The 17,373-nt window shown below is 63.9% G+C and carries 12 protein-coding genes and 1 pseudogene; 10 read left to right on the top strand and 3 right to left on the bottom strand.

Going from position 1 to position 17,373, the window contains the following annotated elements:
• The 5 genes from IB256_RS30750 to IB256_RS30270 all read left to right on the top strand — a co-directional run.
• On the top strand, window positions 1-131 hold a 131-nt coding region (locus IB256_RS30750; protein ID WP_225602034.1), incomplete at its 5' end, for a hypothetical protein.
• A gap of 396 nt (window positions 132-527) precedes the next feature.
• Window positions 528-2,192 carry an acyl-CoA synthetase gene (locus tag IB256_RS30285; RefSeq protein ID WP_192295088.1) on the top strand — a complete coding sequence of 555 codons (1,665 nt, stop codon included), beginning with the start codon at window positions 528-530 and terminating at the stop codon, window positions 2,190-2,192.
• A gap of 18 nt (window positions 2,193-2,210) precedes the next feature.
• Window positions 2,211-2,981 (top strand): 3-hydroxyacyl-CoA dehydrogenase, encoded by a 771-nt coding sequence (locus IB256_RS30280; protein WP_192295089.1) that lies wholly within the window; start codon window positions 2,211-2,213, stop codon window positions 2,979-2,981.
• Window positions 2,982-2,997: 16 nt separating this feature from the next.
• On the top strand, window positions 2,998-4,182 hold the full coding sequence (locus IB256_RS30275) for an acetyl-CoA C-acyltransferase (RefSeq protein ID WP_192295090.1): 1,185 nt from the start codon (window positions 2,998-3,000) through the stop codon (window positions 4,180-4,182).
• Window positions 4,183-4,192: 10 nt separating this feature from the next.
• Entirely contained in the window at window positions 4,193-5,320 is a 1,128-nt protein-coding gene (locus tag IB256_RS30270) for an acyl-CoA dehydrogenase family protein (RefSeq protein ID WP_192295091.1), read from the top strand.
• 157 nt (window positions 5,321-5,477) lie between these two features.
• Here the strand turns inward: IB256_RS30270 and IB256_RS30265 are convergent, their stop codons facing one another.
• On the bottom strand, window positions 5,478-6,410 hold the full coding sequence (locus IB256_RS30265; protein ID WP_081516660.1) for a LysR family transcriptional regulator: 933 nt from the start codon (window positions 6,408-6,410) through the stop codon (window positions 5,478-5,480).
• Between the two features lie 167 nt (window positions 6,411-6,577).
• Here IB256_RS30265 and IB256_RS30260 point away from each other — a divergent pair, with 167 nt between their 5' ends.
• Window positions 6,578-7,807, top strand: coding sequence for an acyl-CoA dehydrogenase (locus IB256_RS30260; RefSeq protein WP_192295092.1), 1,230 nt, complete (start codon window positions 6,578-6,580; stop codon window positions 7,805-7,807).
• 238 nt (window positions 7,808-8,045) lie between these two features.
• Here IB256_RS30260 and IB256_RS30255 read toward each other — a convergent pair whose 3' ends face one another.
• A complete protein-coding gene (locus tag IB256_RS30255) occupies window positions 8,046-8,243 on the bottom strand; it encodes a hypothetical protein (protein ID WP_192295093.1) in 198 nt (65 codons plus the stop codon).
• Complete coding sequence (locus tag IB256_RS30250; RefSeq protein WP_192295094.1) at window positions 8,209-9,252, bottom strand: TerC family protein; 1,044 nt, start codon at window positions 9,250-9,252, stop codon at window positions 8,209-8,211. Before IB256_RS30250 ends, IB256_RS30255 begins: the two co-directional genes overlap by 35 nt.
• A 353-nt stretch (window positions 9,253-9,605) precedes the next feature.
• On the opposite strand from IB256_RS30250, the gene IB256_RS30245 reads away from it, so the two are divergent.
• The 4 genes and pseudogenes from IB256_RS30245 to IB256_RS30235 form a co-directional block, all read left to right on the top strand.
• Entirely contained in the window at window positions 9,606-10,493 is an 888-nt protein-coding gene (locus IB256_RS30245) for a hypothetical protein (RefSeq protein ID WP_192404988.1), read from the top strand.
• A gap of 49 nt (window positions 10,494-10,542) precedes the next feature.
• Window positions 10,543-12,156 (top strand): tetratricopeptide repeat protein, encoded by a 1,614-nt coding sequence (locus IB256_RS30240; RefSeq protein WP_192404987.1) that lies wholly within the window; start codon window positions 10,543-10,545, stop codon window positions 12,154-12,156.
• 845 nt (window positions 12,157-13,001) lie between these two features.
• Window positions 13,002-13,661 (top strand): annotated as a pseudogene (locus IB256_RS31070) (ESPR-type extended signal peptide-containing protein); the annotation flags it as partial.
• A gap of 15 nt (window positions 13,662-13,676) precedes the next feature.
• Window positions 13,677-17,373 (top strand): hypothetical protein (locus IB256_RS30235; protein ID WP_318653577.1); only part of this gene is annotated, 3,697 nt, incomplete at its 3' end.

The following is a 17,373-nucleotide window of genomic DNA, read 5'->3' as shown; positions in this document are numbered from 1 at the left end:
GCAATGTGGCCGGCATCCGCGACGTCACCGAATCGCTGTCCAGCCAGGCGCAGGAATCGGCGCAGGTCAGCCAGTCACTGAACAAGCTGGCGAACCACCAGCAGGGGTTGATGGATCAGTTCCGCGTTTGATGCCGACCTTCGGTGCTCGGGCTTTCCCCTCACCCCAACCCTCTCCCGGAGGGAGAGGGGGCAGTCTGCTGCACTCGGCGAGTTTGTCGCTCTTCCTGCACCGCTGATAACCAGCGAGCTCTGATCCCTCATCGCGCTCCGAACGGTCCCCTCTCCCTCTGGGAGAGGGCTAGGGTGAGGGCCCGCCCAAGCGCCGAAACATCCCTGTAGGAGCGGGCCGTGCCCGCGAACCGCACGGTACCCAACCCATCAAGCGCGACGCCTACCCAACCGTAGAACCTCACCCATGGCTGTCCAATCCGCTCATCCAGATTGGCGGCTTTCGACATTGCCCGCGCGCCGGCGCGGCGGGAACATCAGGGGACTCCAGACAAGAACAAACCCAGGAGTTCTGCGATGCGTTCCCATACCTCCGCCACGGCCGAGTTCGACTACCGCGCCACCGCCGACGCCGTCCTGGCCGGCAACCTCGATGCCCTCAATGCCTGTGTCGAATGCTGCGACCGCCACGCCCTCCCTGGCCGCGTCGCGCTGTTCTGGGAGGGCAAGGACGGCGACAGCGCTTCCTACACCTTCACCCAGCTCAAGGAGCTTTCCGGCCGCTTCGCCAGCTTCCTGCACGGCCTCGGCGTGCGCCCCGGTGACGTGGTGTCGGGCATGCTGCCGCGCACCCCGGAGCTGCTGATCGCCGTGCTCGGCACCTGGCGCCTGGGCGCGGTCTACCAGCCGCTGTTCACCGCCTTCGGCCCCAAGGCCATCGAGCACCGGGTCAAGCTCGCCGGCAGCAAGGTGGTGGTCACCGACGGCGCCAACCGCGGCAAGCTCGACGAGGTGCCCGACGCGCCTCTGCTGGTGACGGTTGGCGGTCCGAAGGGGCAGGGCATCCGCCATGGCGACTACAGCTTCTGGGCCGAACTGGAGCGCCATTCGCCGGAGTTCGAGCCAGTGCTGCGCAGCGGCGAAGACACCTTCCTGCTGATGTTCACCTCCGGCACCACCGGGCTGGCCAAGCCGCTGGCCGTGCCGCTCAAGGCCATCGTCGCCTTCGTCGGCTACATGCGCGATGCGGTGGGGCTGCGCGAGGAGGACTCGTTCTGGAACCTCGCCGATCCGGGCTGGGCCTACGGCCTCTACTACGGGGTCACCGGGCCGCTGGCCATGGGGCACCCGATCACCTTCTACGAAGGCGCGTTCACGGTGGAAAGCACCTGCCGCATCGTGCGCAAGTACGGCATCACCAACCTGGCCGGTTCGCCCACCGCGTACCGCCTGCTGATCGCCGCTGGCGAGGCCGTGTCCAAACCGCTCAAGGGTCGCCTGCGCGCAGTGAGCAGCGCAGGCGAGCCGCTGACTCCGGAAGTGATCCGCTGGTTCGCCAGCGAGCTGGGCGTGACCATCCATGACCACTACGGCCAGACCGAGCTGGGCATGGTGCTGGCCAATCACCACGAACTGCAGCACCCGGTGCACCTGGGCGCTGCCGGCTTCTCCATCCCCGGCCACCGTGTGGTGGTGCTGGACGAGCAGGGCAACGAACTGCCCGCCGGCCAGCCCGGCGTGCTGGCCATGGACCGCCGCCAGTCGCCGCTGATGTGGTTCGCCGGCTACCAGGGCATGGAGACCAAATCCTTCGTCGGCGACTACTACCTGAGCGGCGACACCGTGGAGCTGAACGCCGACGGCAGTATCAGCTTCGTCGGCCGCGCCGACGACCTGATCACCACCTCCGGCTACCGCGTCGGCCCGTTCGACGTGGAGAGCGCGCTGATCGAGCACCCGGCGGTGATCGAGGCGGCGGTGATCGGCAAGCCGGACCCGGAGCGCACTGAACTGGTCAAGGCCTTCGTGGTGCTCTGTTCGTCCTACCGGCCGGGCACGGAACTGGCCGAGGAACTACAACAGTACGTGCGCAAGCGACTGTCGGCGCACAGCTACCCGCGGGAAGTGGAGTTCGTCGATGAACTGCCCAAGACCCCCAGCGGCAAGATCCAGCGCTTCCTCCTGCGCAACCAGGAGATTGCCAAGCAACGCGAAGCGGCCGAGAAAGCGGCGGCTCACTAAGTACAGCGGAGAGACTACATGCAGATCCAGAACAAGGTATTCCTCATCACCGGCGGCGGTTCCGGCCTCGGCGCGGCCACCGCGAAGCTGCTGGTGAGCGCTGGCGCCAAGGTGGTGCTGGCCGACGTCAACACCGAAGCCGGCGCGGCCCAGGCCGCCGAGCTGGGCGAGGCGAATGCACGCTTCATCCGTACCGACGTGTGCAGCGAAGCGGACGCCAAAGCCGCTGTTCAACTCGCGCTGGACGCCTTCGGCGCGCTGCACGGCCTGGCCAACTGCGCAGGCGTAGCCCCGGCGGAAAAGGTCATCGGCCGCAACGGCGTGCACGGACTGGAAAGCTTCACCCGCACCATCAACATCAACCTGATCGGCACCTTCAACATGCTGCGCCTGGCTGCCGAAGCCATGGCCGGCAACGAGCCGGACGCTGGTGGCGAACGCGGCATCATCATCAACACCGCCTCGGTGGCCGCCTTCGACGGGCAGATAGGCCAGGCCGCGTACTCCGCGTCCAAGAGCGCGGTGGTCGGCATGACCCTGCCGATCGCCCGCGAACTGGCGCGCTCGGGCATCCGCGTGATGACCATCGCCCCCGGCATCTTCGAGACGCCGATGATGGCCGCCATGCCCCAGGAAGTGCGCGACTCCCTCGGCGCCAGCGTGCCGTTCCCGCCGCGTCTCGGTCGTCCGGACGAGTACGCCGCGCTGGCCCGCCACATCATCGAGAACAGCATGCTCAACGGCGAAGTCATCCGCCTCGACGGCGCCATCCGCATGGCCGCGAAGTAAGCAGGAGGTCAGAGTCATGAACGATCCCATCGTCATCGTCAGCGCCACCCGTACCCCCATGGGCGGCTTCCTCGGCGACTTCAAGGACGTCACCGCCGCCACCCTCGGCGCGGCAGCGATCCGCGCGGCCGTCGAACGCGCCCGCCTGGGCGCCGAAGAAGTGGACGAAGCCGTGCTCGGCTGCGTGCTCGCCGCCGGGCAGGGCCAGGCGCCGGCGCGCCAGGCCGTGCTGGGCGCGGGGCTTGCTCGCGGCACGCCGTGCTCCACGGTGAACAAGATGTGTGGCTCGGGCATGAAGGCCGCGATGATGGCCCACGACGCCATCCTCGCCGGCAGCGCCCGCGTCGCCCTGGCCGGCGGCATGGAGAGCATGTCCAACGCGCCGTTCCTGCTGGATCGCGCCCGCAGTGGCTACCGCATGGGCCACGGCCGGGTGCTCGACCACATGTTCTTCGACGGCCTCGAGGATGCCTACGACAAGGGCCGCCTGATGGGCACCTTCGCCGAGGATTGCGCCGAGAAGTACGGCTTCACCCGCGAGCAGCAGGACGACTACGCCATCACCTCGCTGACCCGCGCCCAGAAGGCCATGAGCGAAGGCCGCTTCAAGGACGAGATCGTCGCGGTCACTGTGAAGGCCGGCAAGGAACTGCGCGCCATCAGCGAAGACGAGCAGCCGCCGAAGGCCAGGCTGGACAAGATCCCGACCCTGAAACCGGCGTTCCGCGACGGCGGCACCGTGACGGCGGCCAATGCCAGTTCCATCTCCGACGGTGCCGCCGCGCTGGTGCTGATGCGCCTGTCCGAAGCCGAGAAGCGTGGCCTGACGCCGCTGGCGGCAATCCGTGGGCATTCGTCCTACGCCGACGCGCCGAACCTGTTCCCGACCGCCCCCGTGGGCGCGGTCGAGCGCCTGATGCAGCGCACCGGCTGGGCGCTGGGCGACGTTGACCTGTTCGAGGTCAACGAGGCCTTCGCCGTGGTCGCCATGGCCGCCATGCGCGACCTGGACATTCCCCACGACAAGCTCAACGTCCATGGCGGCGCCTGCGCCCTCGGCCACCCCATAGGCGCCTCTGGCGCGCGGGTGATCGTGACCCTGTTGTCGGCGCTCAAGCAGTACGACCTCAAGCGTGGCGTGGCCTCGGTGTGCATCGGTGGCGGCGAAGCCACGGCCATCGCGGTCGAGCGTCTGGCCTAAGGAGCGAGTGATGATTCCCAGCGAAGAAGATATCCAGATCCGCGACGTTGCCCGCCAATTCGCCCAGGAGCGGCTGAAACCCTTCGCCGCCGACTGGGACCGCGAGCACCGCTTCCCGGCCGAAGCCATCAAGGAAATGGCCGACCTCGGCTTCCTCGGCATGCTGGTGGCAGAGCAATGGGGCGGCGCGCAGACCGGCCACCTGGCCTATGCCATGGCCCTGGAGGAAATCGCCGCCGGCGACGGCGCCTGCTCGACCATCATGAGCGTGCACAACTCGGTGGGCTGCATGCCCATCGCCAAGTTCGGCAATGACGAGCAGAAGCGCCAGTTCCTCGTGCCGCTGGCACGGGGCGAGATGATCGGCGCCTTTGCGCTGACCGAGCCGCAGGCCGGCTCCGACGCCAGCTTCCTGAAGACCCGTGCGCGTCGCGACGGCGACCACTACGTGCTGAACGGCAGCAAGCAGTTCATCACTTCCGGCAAGCACGCGGGTCTCGTGATCGTCTTCGCGGTGACCGATGCGGCGGCGGGCAAGAAGGGCATCAGCGCCTTCATCGTGCCCACCGACACACCCGGCTACCGCGTGGTGCGCGTTGAGGACAAGCTCGGCCAGCACGCCTCCGATACCTGCCAGATCGCCTTCGACGACGTGCGCATCCCGGCCAGCTATCGGTTGGGTGAGGAGGGGCAGGGCTACGCCATCGCCCTGGCGAACCTGGAGGGCGGGCGCATCGGCATCGCCTCGCAGGCAGTCGGCATGGCCCGCGCAGCCTTCGAATACGCCCGCGACTACGCCCACGAGCGCGAGACCTTCGGCAAGCCGATCATCCAGCACCAGGCCGTGGCTTTCCGCCTCAGCGACATGGCTACCGAAATAGCCGTGGCCCGGCAGATGGTCCACCACGCCGCCAGCCTGCGCGAAGCCGGCCTGCCGTGTCTGACCGAAGCCTCCATGGCCAAGCTGTTCGCCTCGGAAATGGCCGAGCGCGTGTGTTCCGCAGCGATCCAGACCCTCGGCGGCTATGGCTATCTGCAGGACTACCCGGTGGAACGCATCTACCGCGATGTGCGCGTGTGCCAGATCTACGAAGGCACCAGCGATGTGCAGCGGCTGGTGATCGCGCGGAGTCTTTGAAGGGTTCGCCGGCAGACCCCGGCCTGTTCGTTGGACAGGCACTTCGGCAGGGCGGGGTCTGCAGGTGGCTTGTTTTTCTGTAGGAGCGAGCTCCGGCACACCAGCGTAGGATGGCGTGGAGCGAAGCGATACCCATCGATGGGTATCGCCCGAAGCATCAGGCGCGCTCTGCCGCCTCGCGCGCTTCTCGCGCCGTCACCTGCTGGCACAGCTCGATGATCTGCTCGCGCATCCAGCGGTTGGCCGGGTCCTGGTCGGTGCTTTCGTGCCAGTACAGGTGGGTTTCCAGCTTGGGCACGTCGTTCACCGGCAGGTCGACGAAATGCAGGCCGTGGTGGCGGGCGAAGCGCTCGGGGACGGTGACCACCATGTCGGTCTGCTGCACCACGGTCGAGGCCATCAGGTAGTGCTGCGAGCGCAGGGCGATCTTGCGCTGCAGGCCCATCTTGCCCAGCGACAGGTCCACATAGCCCAGGCCGCTGCGGCGGCTGGAAATCTGGATGTGCGCCACCGACAGATACTCGTCCAGGCTCAGCTTGTCCTTGGCCAGTGGGTGGCCCTGGCGCATGGCGCAGACGTAGCGGTCTTCCATCAGCTTGACGTGGCGCACCTGCGGGTCGGTGTTCAGCGGCGCGTCCACGGCGAAGTCCAGGCGGCCGGCGGCCAGTTCCTTGGTGGTCTCGCGGCGCTTGGAGAGGAAGCTCTCGATGTGCACGTTCGGCGCCAGGCGACGCAGACGCTGGAACAGCGGCGGCAGGACGATGGCCTCGGTGAGGTCGGTCATGCTGATGCGGTAGGTCTTGCTCGCCTGGGTCGGCGTGAAGGTACGGCTCTCCTGCACCGATACGCGCAGCAACTGCAGCGCGTTGCGCACCGGCCCGATGATGTTCTGCGCCATCGGCGTGGGCACCATGCCCTGCGCGGTCCGCACGAACAGCGGGTCGTTGAAGGTTTCACGCAGGCGGGCGAGGGCGTTGGACACGGCCGGCTGGGTAATGCCGACTATCTGTCCGGCGCGGGTCAGGTTGGCTTCCGTGTAGATCGCGTCGAAGACGATGAACAGGTTCAGATCGACCTTGCTGAGGTTCATTCCAGGGCTCCGCTTGTAGTTGTTCTGCGGCCGATCATACCCGAACGAACGCTCAGGTCCATACGGGTTATGAATGTTCATTGATTCGGATAATAGGCTGGGTAAATGCCTTGGGCTGTTCTAGCATCATCACCACACAAACAACCGCCGCCAGAAGGTTAGCCCCCATGGATTTCGCTTATTCCGCCAAGGTTCAGGACCTGCGTGAACGCGTTACCGCGTTCATGGATGCCTATGTCTATCCCGCCGAGAAGGTGTTCGAGGAGCAAGTGGCGCAAGGCGACCGCTGGCAGCCCACGGCCATCATGGAAGAGCTCAAGGCCAAGGCCCGGGCCGAAGGCCTGTGGAACCTGTTCCTGCCCGAGTCCGAGCTGGGTGCCGGCCTGACCAACATGGAATACGCGCCGCTGGCGGAAATCATGGGTCGCTCGCTGATGGGCTCCGAGCCCTTCAACTGCTCCGCGCCGGACACCGGCAACATGGAAGTGCTGGTGCGTTACGGCACCGAAGAACACAAGCGCACTTGGCTGGAGCCGCTGCTGCGCGGCGAGATCCGCTCCGCCTTTGCCATGACCGAGCCGGGCGTGGCTTCTTCCGACGCCACCAACATGGAAGCCAACGCGGTACGCGACGGTGACGAGTGGGTCATCAACGGCCGCAAGTGGTGGACCTCCGGCGCCTGCGACCCGCGCTGCAAGATCATGATCTTCATGGGCCTGACCAACCCGGACGCGCCGCGTCACCAGCAGCACTCGATGATCCTGGTGCCCACCGACACCCCCGGCGTGAAGATCCTCCGTCCGCTGCCGGTGTTCGGCTACGACGACGCTCCGCACGGCCACGCCGAAGTGCTCTTCGAGAACGTGCGCGTACCTTACGAGAACGTCCTGCTCGGCGAAGGCCGCGGCTTCGAGATCGCCCAGGGGCGCCTCGGCCCAGGCCGCATCCACCACTGCATGCGTTCCATCGGCATGGCCGAGCGCGCGCTGGAACTGATGTGCAAGCGCTCCGTCAGCCGTACCGCCTTCGGCAAGCCGCTGGCGCGCCTGGGTGGCAACATCGACGTCATCGCCAACTCGCGCATCGAGATCAACCAGGCCCGCCTGCTGACCCTGCATGCCGCGTACATGATGGACACCGCTGGCAACAAGATCGCCCAGAGCGAGATCGCCCAGATCAAGGTCGTGGCGCCCAACGTCGCCCTGCAGGTGATCGACCGCGCCATCCAGATGCATGGCGGTGCCGGTGTTTCCAACGACACCCCGCTGGCGTACTTCTATGCCATGCAGCGTACCCTGCGCCTGGCCGACGGCCCGGACGAAGTGCACCGCGCTGCCATCGGCAAATACGAGATCGGCAAGTACGTGCCACGTGACGCGCTGCGCAGCAGCCGCTGATCCCAGGCAGCCATGAAAAAGGCCCGCTGATGCGGGCCTTTTGCATTGGCGCTTTTCGTAGGAGCGGACTGCGTCCGCGATGGCATTCGTCACGAGGCAGACCTATCGAGGGCGCAGTCTTCTCCTACGCTCGGGCCAAGGGTAGGGCGGATAACGCCTACGGCGTTATCCGCCCTACGGGATGTTCTTCGCTCCGCACAACGAACAAGGCCAGCTTGCGCTGGCCTTGTTCTTTTCATCACGGGGCAGAGGGCTCCGGCCCGTCGCTCGTCGCCCGCTGCTCGATCAGCCATTCCCGCCGCGTGTGCAACTGGGCGGCGAAGGCGCGCGCGGCGGCTTCATGGGGGAAACGCAGCGCGCGACGACCGAGGCGGACCTGCCAATAGGCCCGGCCGCGAAACTCAACGGCTTCGATCCTCACCTCCAGCGCTTGCATGGATCCTCTCCTGGCTGACGATTTCCAGCGGTTCCTCGCTGGTCCGGCGGGTCTTGAGCAAGGATAGCAGTATGCCACCCGCCAAAAGGCCGAAGGTTACGCCAAGGGACAGGGCTGCGGGAACCTTGCCGATGAATCCGTGGAGGAAAATCTTCGTACCGATGAACACCAGCACCAGCGCCAGGGCGTACTTCAGGTAGACGAAGCGGTGGATCATCGCCGCCAGCGAGAAGTACAGGGCGCGCAGGCCGAGGATGGCGAAGATGTTCGAGGTGTAGACGATGAACGGGTCCTGGGTGATGGCGAAGATCGCCGGCACGCTGTCCACGGCGAACACCAGGTCGGCCAGCTCGATCAGGATCAGCGCCAGGAACAGCGGGGTGGCGTAGCGCACCAGCTTGCCCGAGGCATCCGGCATCTTCACGAAGAAGTGGTGCTCGTGAAGGGTGTCGGTCATGCGGATGCGCTTGCGCAGGAACTTCAGTACCGGGTTGTTGGCCAGGTCGGGTTCGCTTTCATGCTTGCTGAACAGCATCTTCACGCCGCTGAACAGCAGGAAGGCGCCGAACACGTACATGATCCACTCGAATTCCTTCACCAGCGCGGCACCCAGGCCGATCATCAGCGCACGCATGACGATGGCCCCGAGGATGCCCCAGAACAGCACCTGGTGCTGGTAGCGGCGGGGGATGCCGAAGAAGCCGAAGATCATCGCCATGACGAACACGTTGTCCATGGACAGTGACTGTTCGACGAGGAAACCGGTGTAGTACTCCACCGCGCTGGTGGCGCCGAACTCGTACCAGACCCAGCCACCGAAGGCCAGGCCGCAGGCGAAGTAGCCGGCGGAGAGCATCAGACTCTCGCGTACGCCGATCTCGTGGTGATCGCGTTGCAGAACGCCCAGGTCGAGTACCAGCAGAAGAATCACGATGGCCAGGAAGGCCAGCCAGAACCAGGTGGCGGTTCCGAGGAATGGTTCGGTCAAAAAGGCGTGCAGAGCTGTCATGTGGCCCCTCCCTTAGTGTCGTTGTCGAAAAGTGACTCCGACATGGCGGTTGGCAACCGTCAGAGGGGCCCGGCGTCACTGGCGGGAACATAGCAGAGCGGACGCCTCAGGCAAGCGATGGAACGTAACAAGTTCCTACATTGGTAGGGGAGGGAGCCGCAGCTGCTCAGGGAAAGTCTAGTTCATGGCCGTTCGGCGCCCTGCGAATGCTGGAAAAATCTAATGAGAATATTCCTACATTTCTCTCAGGGTTCGATGAGCGTGCAATGCGCAATGGATATCTAGCATGGCGCACCTAATGGCTGAGTGTTTTACCTCGGCACCCCATGCAACCCATTCCTCCAGGTGCAACCATGAAGCTGAAAATCCTGTCCGTCGCATTGCTCATTTCAGCCGGCCTTGCCGGCTGCGATCTGCCCTCTCTGTCACCGCAGGCCAAGTCCGCTACTCCCGCTGGCTGGGTCAGCCTACCTGCACTGCCGGTCATCGAGGATGCGGTGATGTCCTTGTCGCCGACTTTCCAGGGTAAGCGCACCCAGCAGTTCATGTCGCAGATCTGCGGCATGGCGCGCGGACAGCTGAACCAGGTTCAGGTCAATGCAGCTCTGGCGAGCATGGGCATCGACAGTGCCCGCCTACCGCGCCAGAGCCAGGATGCTACAGCTCTGCTGGTCAACGGTGATCGCGCCGCTCAGGCCTCCGCCTGCGCGGCTTACCAGGCCACCGATGTGCTGATGGCAGCCAACCCGAAGGACTTCCTCAAGGCTGCGCCCGCCACCGCGGAAAAAGCCGCAGACAATGCCCCGGTGGCACAGCAACTCGACAACGACGGGCTGACCAGGGTTCTGCCGATAAAGATTGCCCAGGCACGGGCAAACGCCGATGTCTTTGCACTTATCGCCCAGGACCTGCAACGCAAGCCCGGTTTGAGCGTGGCTGAGTACAGTGAGCGTGCCCGTGTGCTGTTCGGCCGCCTGGCGCCTACCTACCTCGCTCGCGTTCCGGCCAAGCTGCCGCCGGTTAATACCAGCTACCAACTGATCGGCCTGGGTGATAACCGACTGGAGTTCAGCACCAACATTGGTCTTCATTACGATTTCTCGGCGGGCCGGGGCCTGACGCTGACCCAGAACGGCGTGCTCTGGTATGGCAAGGGTCAACTGCTGGGCCAGGACTATCGACTGAAAGCGGCCTACTTCCAGCCGGAAGTAGCAGAGCTCATGGGTGCGTCCAAGCAGTAATAAAGTACAGAGGAAAACCAGTATGGCGGCAAGAATGGATTTACCGGCCTTGAATAACCTTGCCGAAGCGGTCAAGCAGGTCCACCAGTTGCGTGAGCAAGGAATCGATTGCCGCAGGCCCTGGCGCCTGCTCGAGCAGATCCTGGGTGCATTTGAAGAGTTGCCGGCTGATGAAGCCCTGGCTGTCCTCGGCCAGGTGGTGGGGGATGTCCATCTGCTCTCGGTGGCGACGGTGTTGTCGCGCCGCGCGACAGAACGCTTTCCGCGGAGCGCAGAAGGCTGGTTCCACCTCGGGCTCAGCCAACTGATGGAGAACATGAATGCTCCTGCGGCCTATCAGGCGCTGGAGCGAGCCTGGGAGTTGGCCCCGGGCTCGCGAGCCGAGTTCGCTGTCTGTCTGTCGGCCGCTTATCTTGCGGTTCGGCGCTGGAGCGATGCCGAACGAACCTGCCGGCAGATGCTGGAATGGCAGCCTGACTGCGCTGATGCGTATTCGAACCTGAGTATCGCCTTGCGCCGTCTGCACCAGTCGGAAGCTTCCGTCGAGGCTGCGCGTCAGGCCCTGATCTGCGACCCGGGGCATTTCCATGCGCCGAACAACCTGATTCTCGCGCTGGTCGATACGGGGCGGTATCAGGAAGCACTGGCGACTACTCGCGAATATTTGTCTCGCCTGCCAACCGATATGCGCCTGCGCCTGCTCCTGGCGGAGCTGGAGCTGCGCCTGGGGCAGTGGGACACGGGGTGGGGGAATATGGATGCGCGATTCGCGGTCATCCAGCAGCTGGGGCAGCAGTTGGACATTCGAGAGAACCAGCTCGGCGTTCCGCGCTGGCATGGCGAGCCTCTGGCCGGCAAGACGTTGGGCATCTGGCTTGAGCAGGGTTATGGCGATGCCATCCTGCTGGTCCGATTTCTGCCGCGCATTGCGCAGCGGGTGAGGGAGCAGGGCGGCAAGCTGGTATTCGGCATCTTCGGTCCATTGGAAGAGCTGCTCCGGCCTTGCGTGCCTTACGACGTCGAGATGAATATCGATCACCTTCGGCCAACCGACTACCACCTGCCGCTGATGAGTGCCTGCGGGGCTTTTGGCGTGACCGAAGCGGATGTCTGCGGGGTGCCTTATCTGCAGGCTTCCCCGCAGGGCATAAGCCGATGGCGCCGGCAGCTCAAGCGTGATCCACGCTTGCATATCGCACTGGCCTGGAGAGGCAATCCGCAGCAGGTCCGCGATGATGTCCGCTCGCTGGATCTGCCAAGCCTGATGACGCTGCTGGAGCAGGATGGCGTGTTGTTCCATTCGGTGAATCCGGATGCTGCGCAAGTGGTGGGCGAACTGGTAGCCAAGGGGCTGCCCATCGTCGACCACAGTGCCGAGCTGAATGACTTCGCCGATACCGCCGAGCTGCTGAAGGCGGTCGATGCAGTGGTCAGTACCTGCACCTCCACTGCTCATCTGGCGGGTGCGCTGGGGGTGCCCACTTTGTTGCTGGTGGACAAGGTGGGGTCCTATCTGTGGCGCTGCGACACGCAGCGCAGCCTCTGGTACGACTCGGTGCGGATTCTTCGCCAGGAGACGCTGGGGGACTGGGGGCCAGTGGTGCAGCGACTTCGCCGGCACCTAGTGCGCCAAGCGGAGGCCAAGAACGAACATCAGGCCTGAACAAAAGGGGCGGTCGATTGCGACCGCCCTTTTTTTCAGCACTTCCCACCGATGTCCCCAGGCCTCCGGCGCGGCGGTCCTGCAGCCGCCTGGCGAGGTGGCGAGTGCTCATTCCGAGACAACGTCTGCAATGGAGCTGGCCGCCGCAGTCAAGGTTACGCGTTCCGTCTCCGGCGCAAACGCCACGGGCTGATCCAGTGTGCCTGACCCTCTCTCCATGCTGCCCAGGTACTGATCGAACTCCCTCCCAGGACTACCCCGCAGACCAGATTGTGCCGCCAGGGTGCCGCGTGGAAAGCGCCATGCCAGCGTCTCGAGCAGCCGAAATCCTGGCTGCTTTGCGTCACTGGCTAATTGGGGGTTAAGGCGACTGGCCTAGGGGGGCTGATTTTATCTGCCTGCCACTTTCGGCGCTCTGACAAAACCCCCACGGAAGCTTGCGAACAGCTCGGATTTATCCCGCTGAGTTACTGAACTGTCAGAACTCCCCTACGGCAAAAACTGGGAGTCCTGATTATTGCTCAGGCGGCAGATTCTTATCGTTGGCACATCGAAATGCACACGTGCCAAAGCCGCCATGACAACGCCGAAACCCCTGCCGAACACTCCTCGAACCCCTTCTATCGGGACTACCGGTTGCCTCGCTCGCGATCGGCGAATTCGGCTGTCTGCGCAGCTCGCGCCCGGGCAGCAACCCCCTCTGTTTTGCAGCGCACTGCCAGGCCCCTGTGCCTGTGCCGGCACAGGCCGCGCTGACCCCTGAATCCCGTTAACCAACGGGTTTGAATCGGCTCTCGATGGGCCGGCAATGACTGACGGCTCATCGAGCTGCCAAGGAGTTTTTCGTGAACAAGATTTATCGAGTGGTATGGAATGTGACGCTCGGCCGGTGGGTCGTGGCGTCGGAAATGGCGAAAGGGAGGAAGAAGGCTTCGACCTCTCGGTCGATTCTGGCTGCATTTGCTGCGGTGGGCTCGCTGGGGGCCGGAGGAGTGGCCGTTGCCGGAGCTCTGGACGGCGGAACAATTGCTGCTGGACAGTCTACAGTCACGAACGTGTCATACGGCAATTCATCCAGGGTGAACATCACCAAATCTGCATCAGGCCAAGGGGGCGCTACTGCCGTTGGTCCCTCCGCCACCGTCGGCGGGCAGGATGCCACCGCAATCGGCTTCAACGTCGTTACAAGCAATGTCAATGGCGTCTCGTTGGGCAACGAGATCGTCAACGATGGTGACAGTTCTATTGCTATTGGCGGCAATTCCGGCGTTCAAACCATGGTTGATACGGCCTCGAACCTGGCCACAGTCGTTGGCTCCAACGCAAAAGCTACCGGCTCATCCGGTTCAACCGTATTGGGCGCGTGGGCCACAGCTTCCGCGGCTCAGAACGGTGTTGCAGTAGGTCAGTCCTCCGTCGTTTCTGCCGCAAATGCCGTCGCGCTAGGCTCCGCAGCGAGTGCTTCTGGTGCGGCGGCGGTTGCTCTGGGCTCCCAGGCCAAGGCCAACAATGCCAATGACGTGGCCCTGGGCGCAGGCTCCACTACTGCAGTGGCGGTAGCGACCACGTCCGCCACTATCGCCGGCACCAGCTACACCTTCGCCGGGACCACGCCCGCCAGCACCGTATCGGTCGGCGCCGTGGGGGCCGAACGTACCGTTACCAACGTTGCCGCCGGCCGCCTGAGCACGACCAGCACCGACGCGGTGAACGGCTCGCAGCTGTATTCCACCAATCAGGCGGTGGAGAGCGTGAACAGCACGGTCAACAACGTCTACACCACGGGCACCAAGTATTTCCACGCCAACTCCACCGGTACCGACTCCAAGGCCACCGGCGCGGATTCCGTGGCTATTGGCATGGGTGCTGTATCGACTAACGCCAACGATGTTGCTCTGGGCGCAGGCTCCACTACCGCAGCGGCGGTAGCGACCAAGTCCGCCACCATCGCCGGCACCAGCTACACCTTCGCAGGCGCCAACCCGACCAGCACCGTGAGCATCGGTTCGGCTGGCAAGGAACGTACCCTCACCAACGTTGCCGCGGGCCGCCTGAGCACGACCAGCACCGACGGCGTGAACGGTTCGCAGCTGTTCGCCACTAATCAGGCGATCAATGGCGTGGATACCCGCGTGACCAACGTGGAAGGCGATGTCACTACCATTCAGGGTGATGTCACCACGCTGGGCGACACGGTCAACAACATCTACGACACCGGCACCAAGTACTTCCACGCCAACTCCACTGGTACTGACTCCAAGGCCACCGGTGCAGATTCGGTCGCTATCGGCATGGGCGCTGTCTCCAGCAACGCCAACGATGTGGCGCTGGGCGCAGGTTCCACTACCGCTGCGGCAGTCGCCACCAAGTCCGCGGTCATCGCCGGCACCAGCTACAACTTTGCCGGCGCCAACCCGACCAGCACCGTGAGCATCGGTTCGGCTGGCAAGGAGCGTACCCTCACCAATATGGCTGCCGGCCGCCTGAGCGCGACCAGCACCGATGGCGTGAATGGCTCGCAGTTGTTCGCTACCAACCAGGCGGTCGATGGTCTGGATACCCGCGTGACCAACGTGGAAGGCGATGTCACCACCATCCAGGGTGACATGGTCACCATGGGCGACAACATCACCAGCAACACCACCAACATCGATGCTCTGCAGCAGGATGCTCTGCAGTGGAATGCCGACCTGGGTGCGTATGACGCCAGCCATGGTTCGGGCGAGGCGCAGAAGATCACCAACGTAGCCGCTGGCGACCTGAGTGCTGACAGCACCGATGCAGTGAACGGCTCGCAGCTGTACGAGACCAACCAGTCCATCACCAACATGGGTGACACGGTCAACAACATCTACGAAACCGGCACCAAGTACTTCCATGCCAACTCCACTGGTACTGACTCCAAGGCTACCGGTGCAGATTCGGTCGCTATCGGCATGGGCGCTGTATCGAACAACGCCAACGATGTGGCGCTGGGCGCAGGCTCCACTACTGCAGCGGCGGTAGCGACCAAGTCCGCCACCATCGCCGGCACCAGCTACAACTTTGCCGGCGCCAACCCGACCAGCACCGTGAGCATCGGTTCGGCTGGCAAGGAACGTACCCTCACCAATATGGCTGCCGGCCGCCTGAGCGCGACCAGCACCGATGGCGTGAATGGCTCGCAGTTGTTCGCTACCAACCAGGCGGTTGATGGTTTGGATACCCGCGTGACCAACGTGGAAGGCGATGTCACCACCATCCAGGGTGACATGGTCACCATGGGCGACAACATCACCAGCAACACCACCAACATCGATGCTCTGCAGCAGGATGCTCTGCAGTGGAACGCCGACCTGGGTGCGTACGACGCCAGCCATGGTTCGGGCGAGGCGCAGAAGATCACCAACGTAGCCGCTGGCGATCTGAGTGCTGACAGCACCGATGCAGTGAACGGCTCGCAGCTGTACGAGACCAACCAGTCCATCACCAACATGGGTGACACGGTCAACAACATCTACGAAACCGGCACCAAGTACTTCCATGCCAACTCCACTGGTACTGACTCCAAGGCTACCGGTGCAGATTCGGTCGCTATCGGCATGGGCGCTGTATCGAACAACGCCAACGATGTGGCGCTGGGCGCAGGCTCCACTACCGCAGCGGCGGTAGCGACCAAGTCCGCCACCATCGCCGGCACCAGCTACAACTTTGCCGGCGCCAACCCGACCAGCACCGTGAGCATCGGTTCGGCTGGCAAGGAACGTACCCTCACCAATATGGCTGCCGGCCGCCTGAGCGCGACCAGCACCGATGGCGTGAATGGCTCGCAGTTGTTCGCTACCAACCAGGCGGTCGATGGTCTGGATACCCGCGTGACCAACGTGGAAGGCGATGTCACCACCATCCAGGGTGACATGGTCACCATGGGCGACAACATCACCAGCAACACCACCAACATCGATGCTCTGCAGCAGGATGCTCTGCAGTGGAATGCCGACCTGGGTGCGTATGACGCCAGCCATGGTTCGGGCGAGGCGCAGAAGATCACCAACGTAGCCGCTGGCGATCTGAGTGCTGACAGCACCGATGCAGTGAACGGCTCGCAGCTGTACGAGACCAACCAGTCCATCACCAACATGGGTGACACGGTCAACAACATCTACGAAACCGGCACCAAGTACTTCCACGCCAACTCCACCGGCACCGACTCCAAGGCCACCGGCGCGGACTCCGTGGCTATCGGTATGGGGGCGGTTGCCAGTCATGACGGCAGCATTGCTCTGGGCGCCAATTCCGTCGCGGATGGCAAGACCCTGGACAATGACGCCTACCTGGTGGGTGGCAAGGCCACGGGTGAAGTCAACATCGGTGATCGTCGCATTACCGGTCTGTCGGCGGGTGCGGAAGATACCGATGCAGTCAACGTCGCACAGCTGAAAGCCGTTTCGGCTGACTCTGTGGCGAACGCTGTCATGTATGACAACAGCACTCACACTTCCATCACGCTGAACAAGGGTGGGGATTCGACCACCATCACCAACGTAGCCGCTGGCGATGTGAGCGCCGAAAGCACCGACGCAGTGAACGGTTCGCAGCTGTATGAGACCAACCAGTCCATCACCAACATGGGCGATACGGTCAACAACATCTACGAAACCGGCACCAAGTACTTCCACGCCAACTCCACCGGCGCCGACTCCAAGGCCACCGGCGCGGATTCCGTGGCTATTGGCATGGGCGCGGTGTCCAGTAACGCCAATGACGTGGCTCTGGGTGCAGGTTCCACCACCGATGTCGCGGTAGGCACCGCCGGCACCACCATTGCCGGTACCGACTACAGCTTCGCCGGCGCGACTCCGACGAGCACTGTCTCCGTGGGCAGCAAGGGCAGCGAGCGCACCATCACCAACGTTGCCGCTGGCCGCCTGAGCGCGGACAGCACCGACGCCATTAACGGTTCGCAGCTGTTTGCCACCAACCAGGCAATTGATGGCATCAACACCAACATCGACGTCCTGGACAAGGGCACGGTCAAGTACGACACCAATACCGACGGCACCGTCAACTACAACAGCATCACCCTGGGTGGCGACACCTACAACAGCACCACCAAGACTGGCGGCACCAGGATCACCAACGTTGCTCGCGGCGTGGATGACAGCGATGCAGTGAACATGTCTCAGCTCAACGAGACTAATGAGTCCATCGTCAACATGGGCGACACCATCAACAACT

The sequence above is a fragment of the Pseudomonas sp. PDM17 genome (assembly GCF_014851985.1).
Classification (GTDB): domain Bacteria; phylum Pseudomonadota; class Gammaproteobacteria; order Pseudomonadales; family Pseudomonadaceae; genus Pseudomonas.
This window is presented reverse-complemented; position numbering and strand designations above follow the sequence as displayed.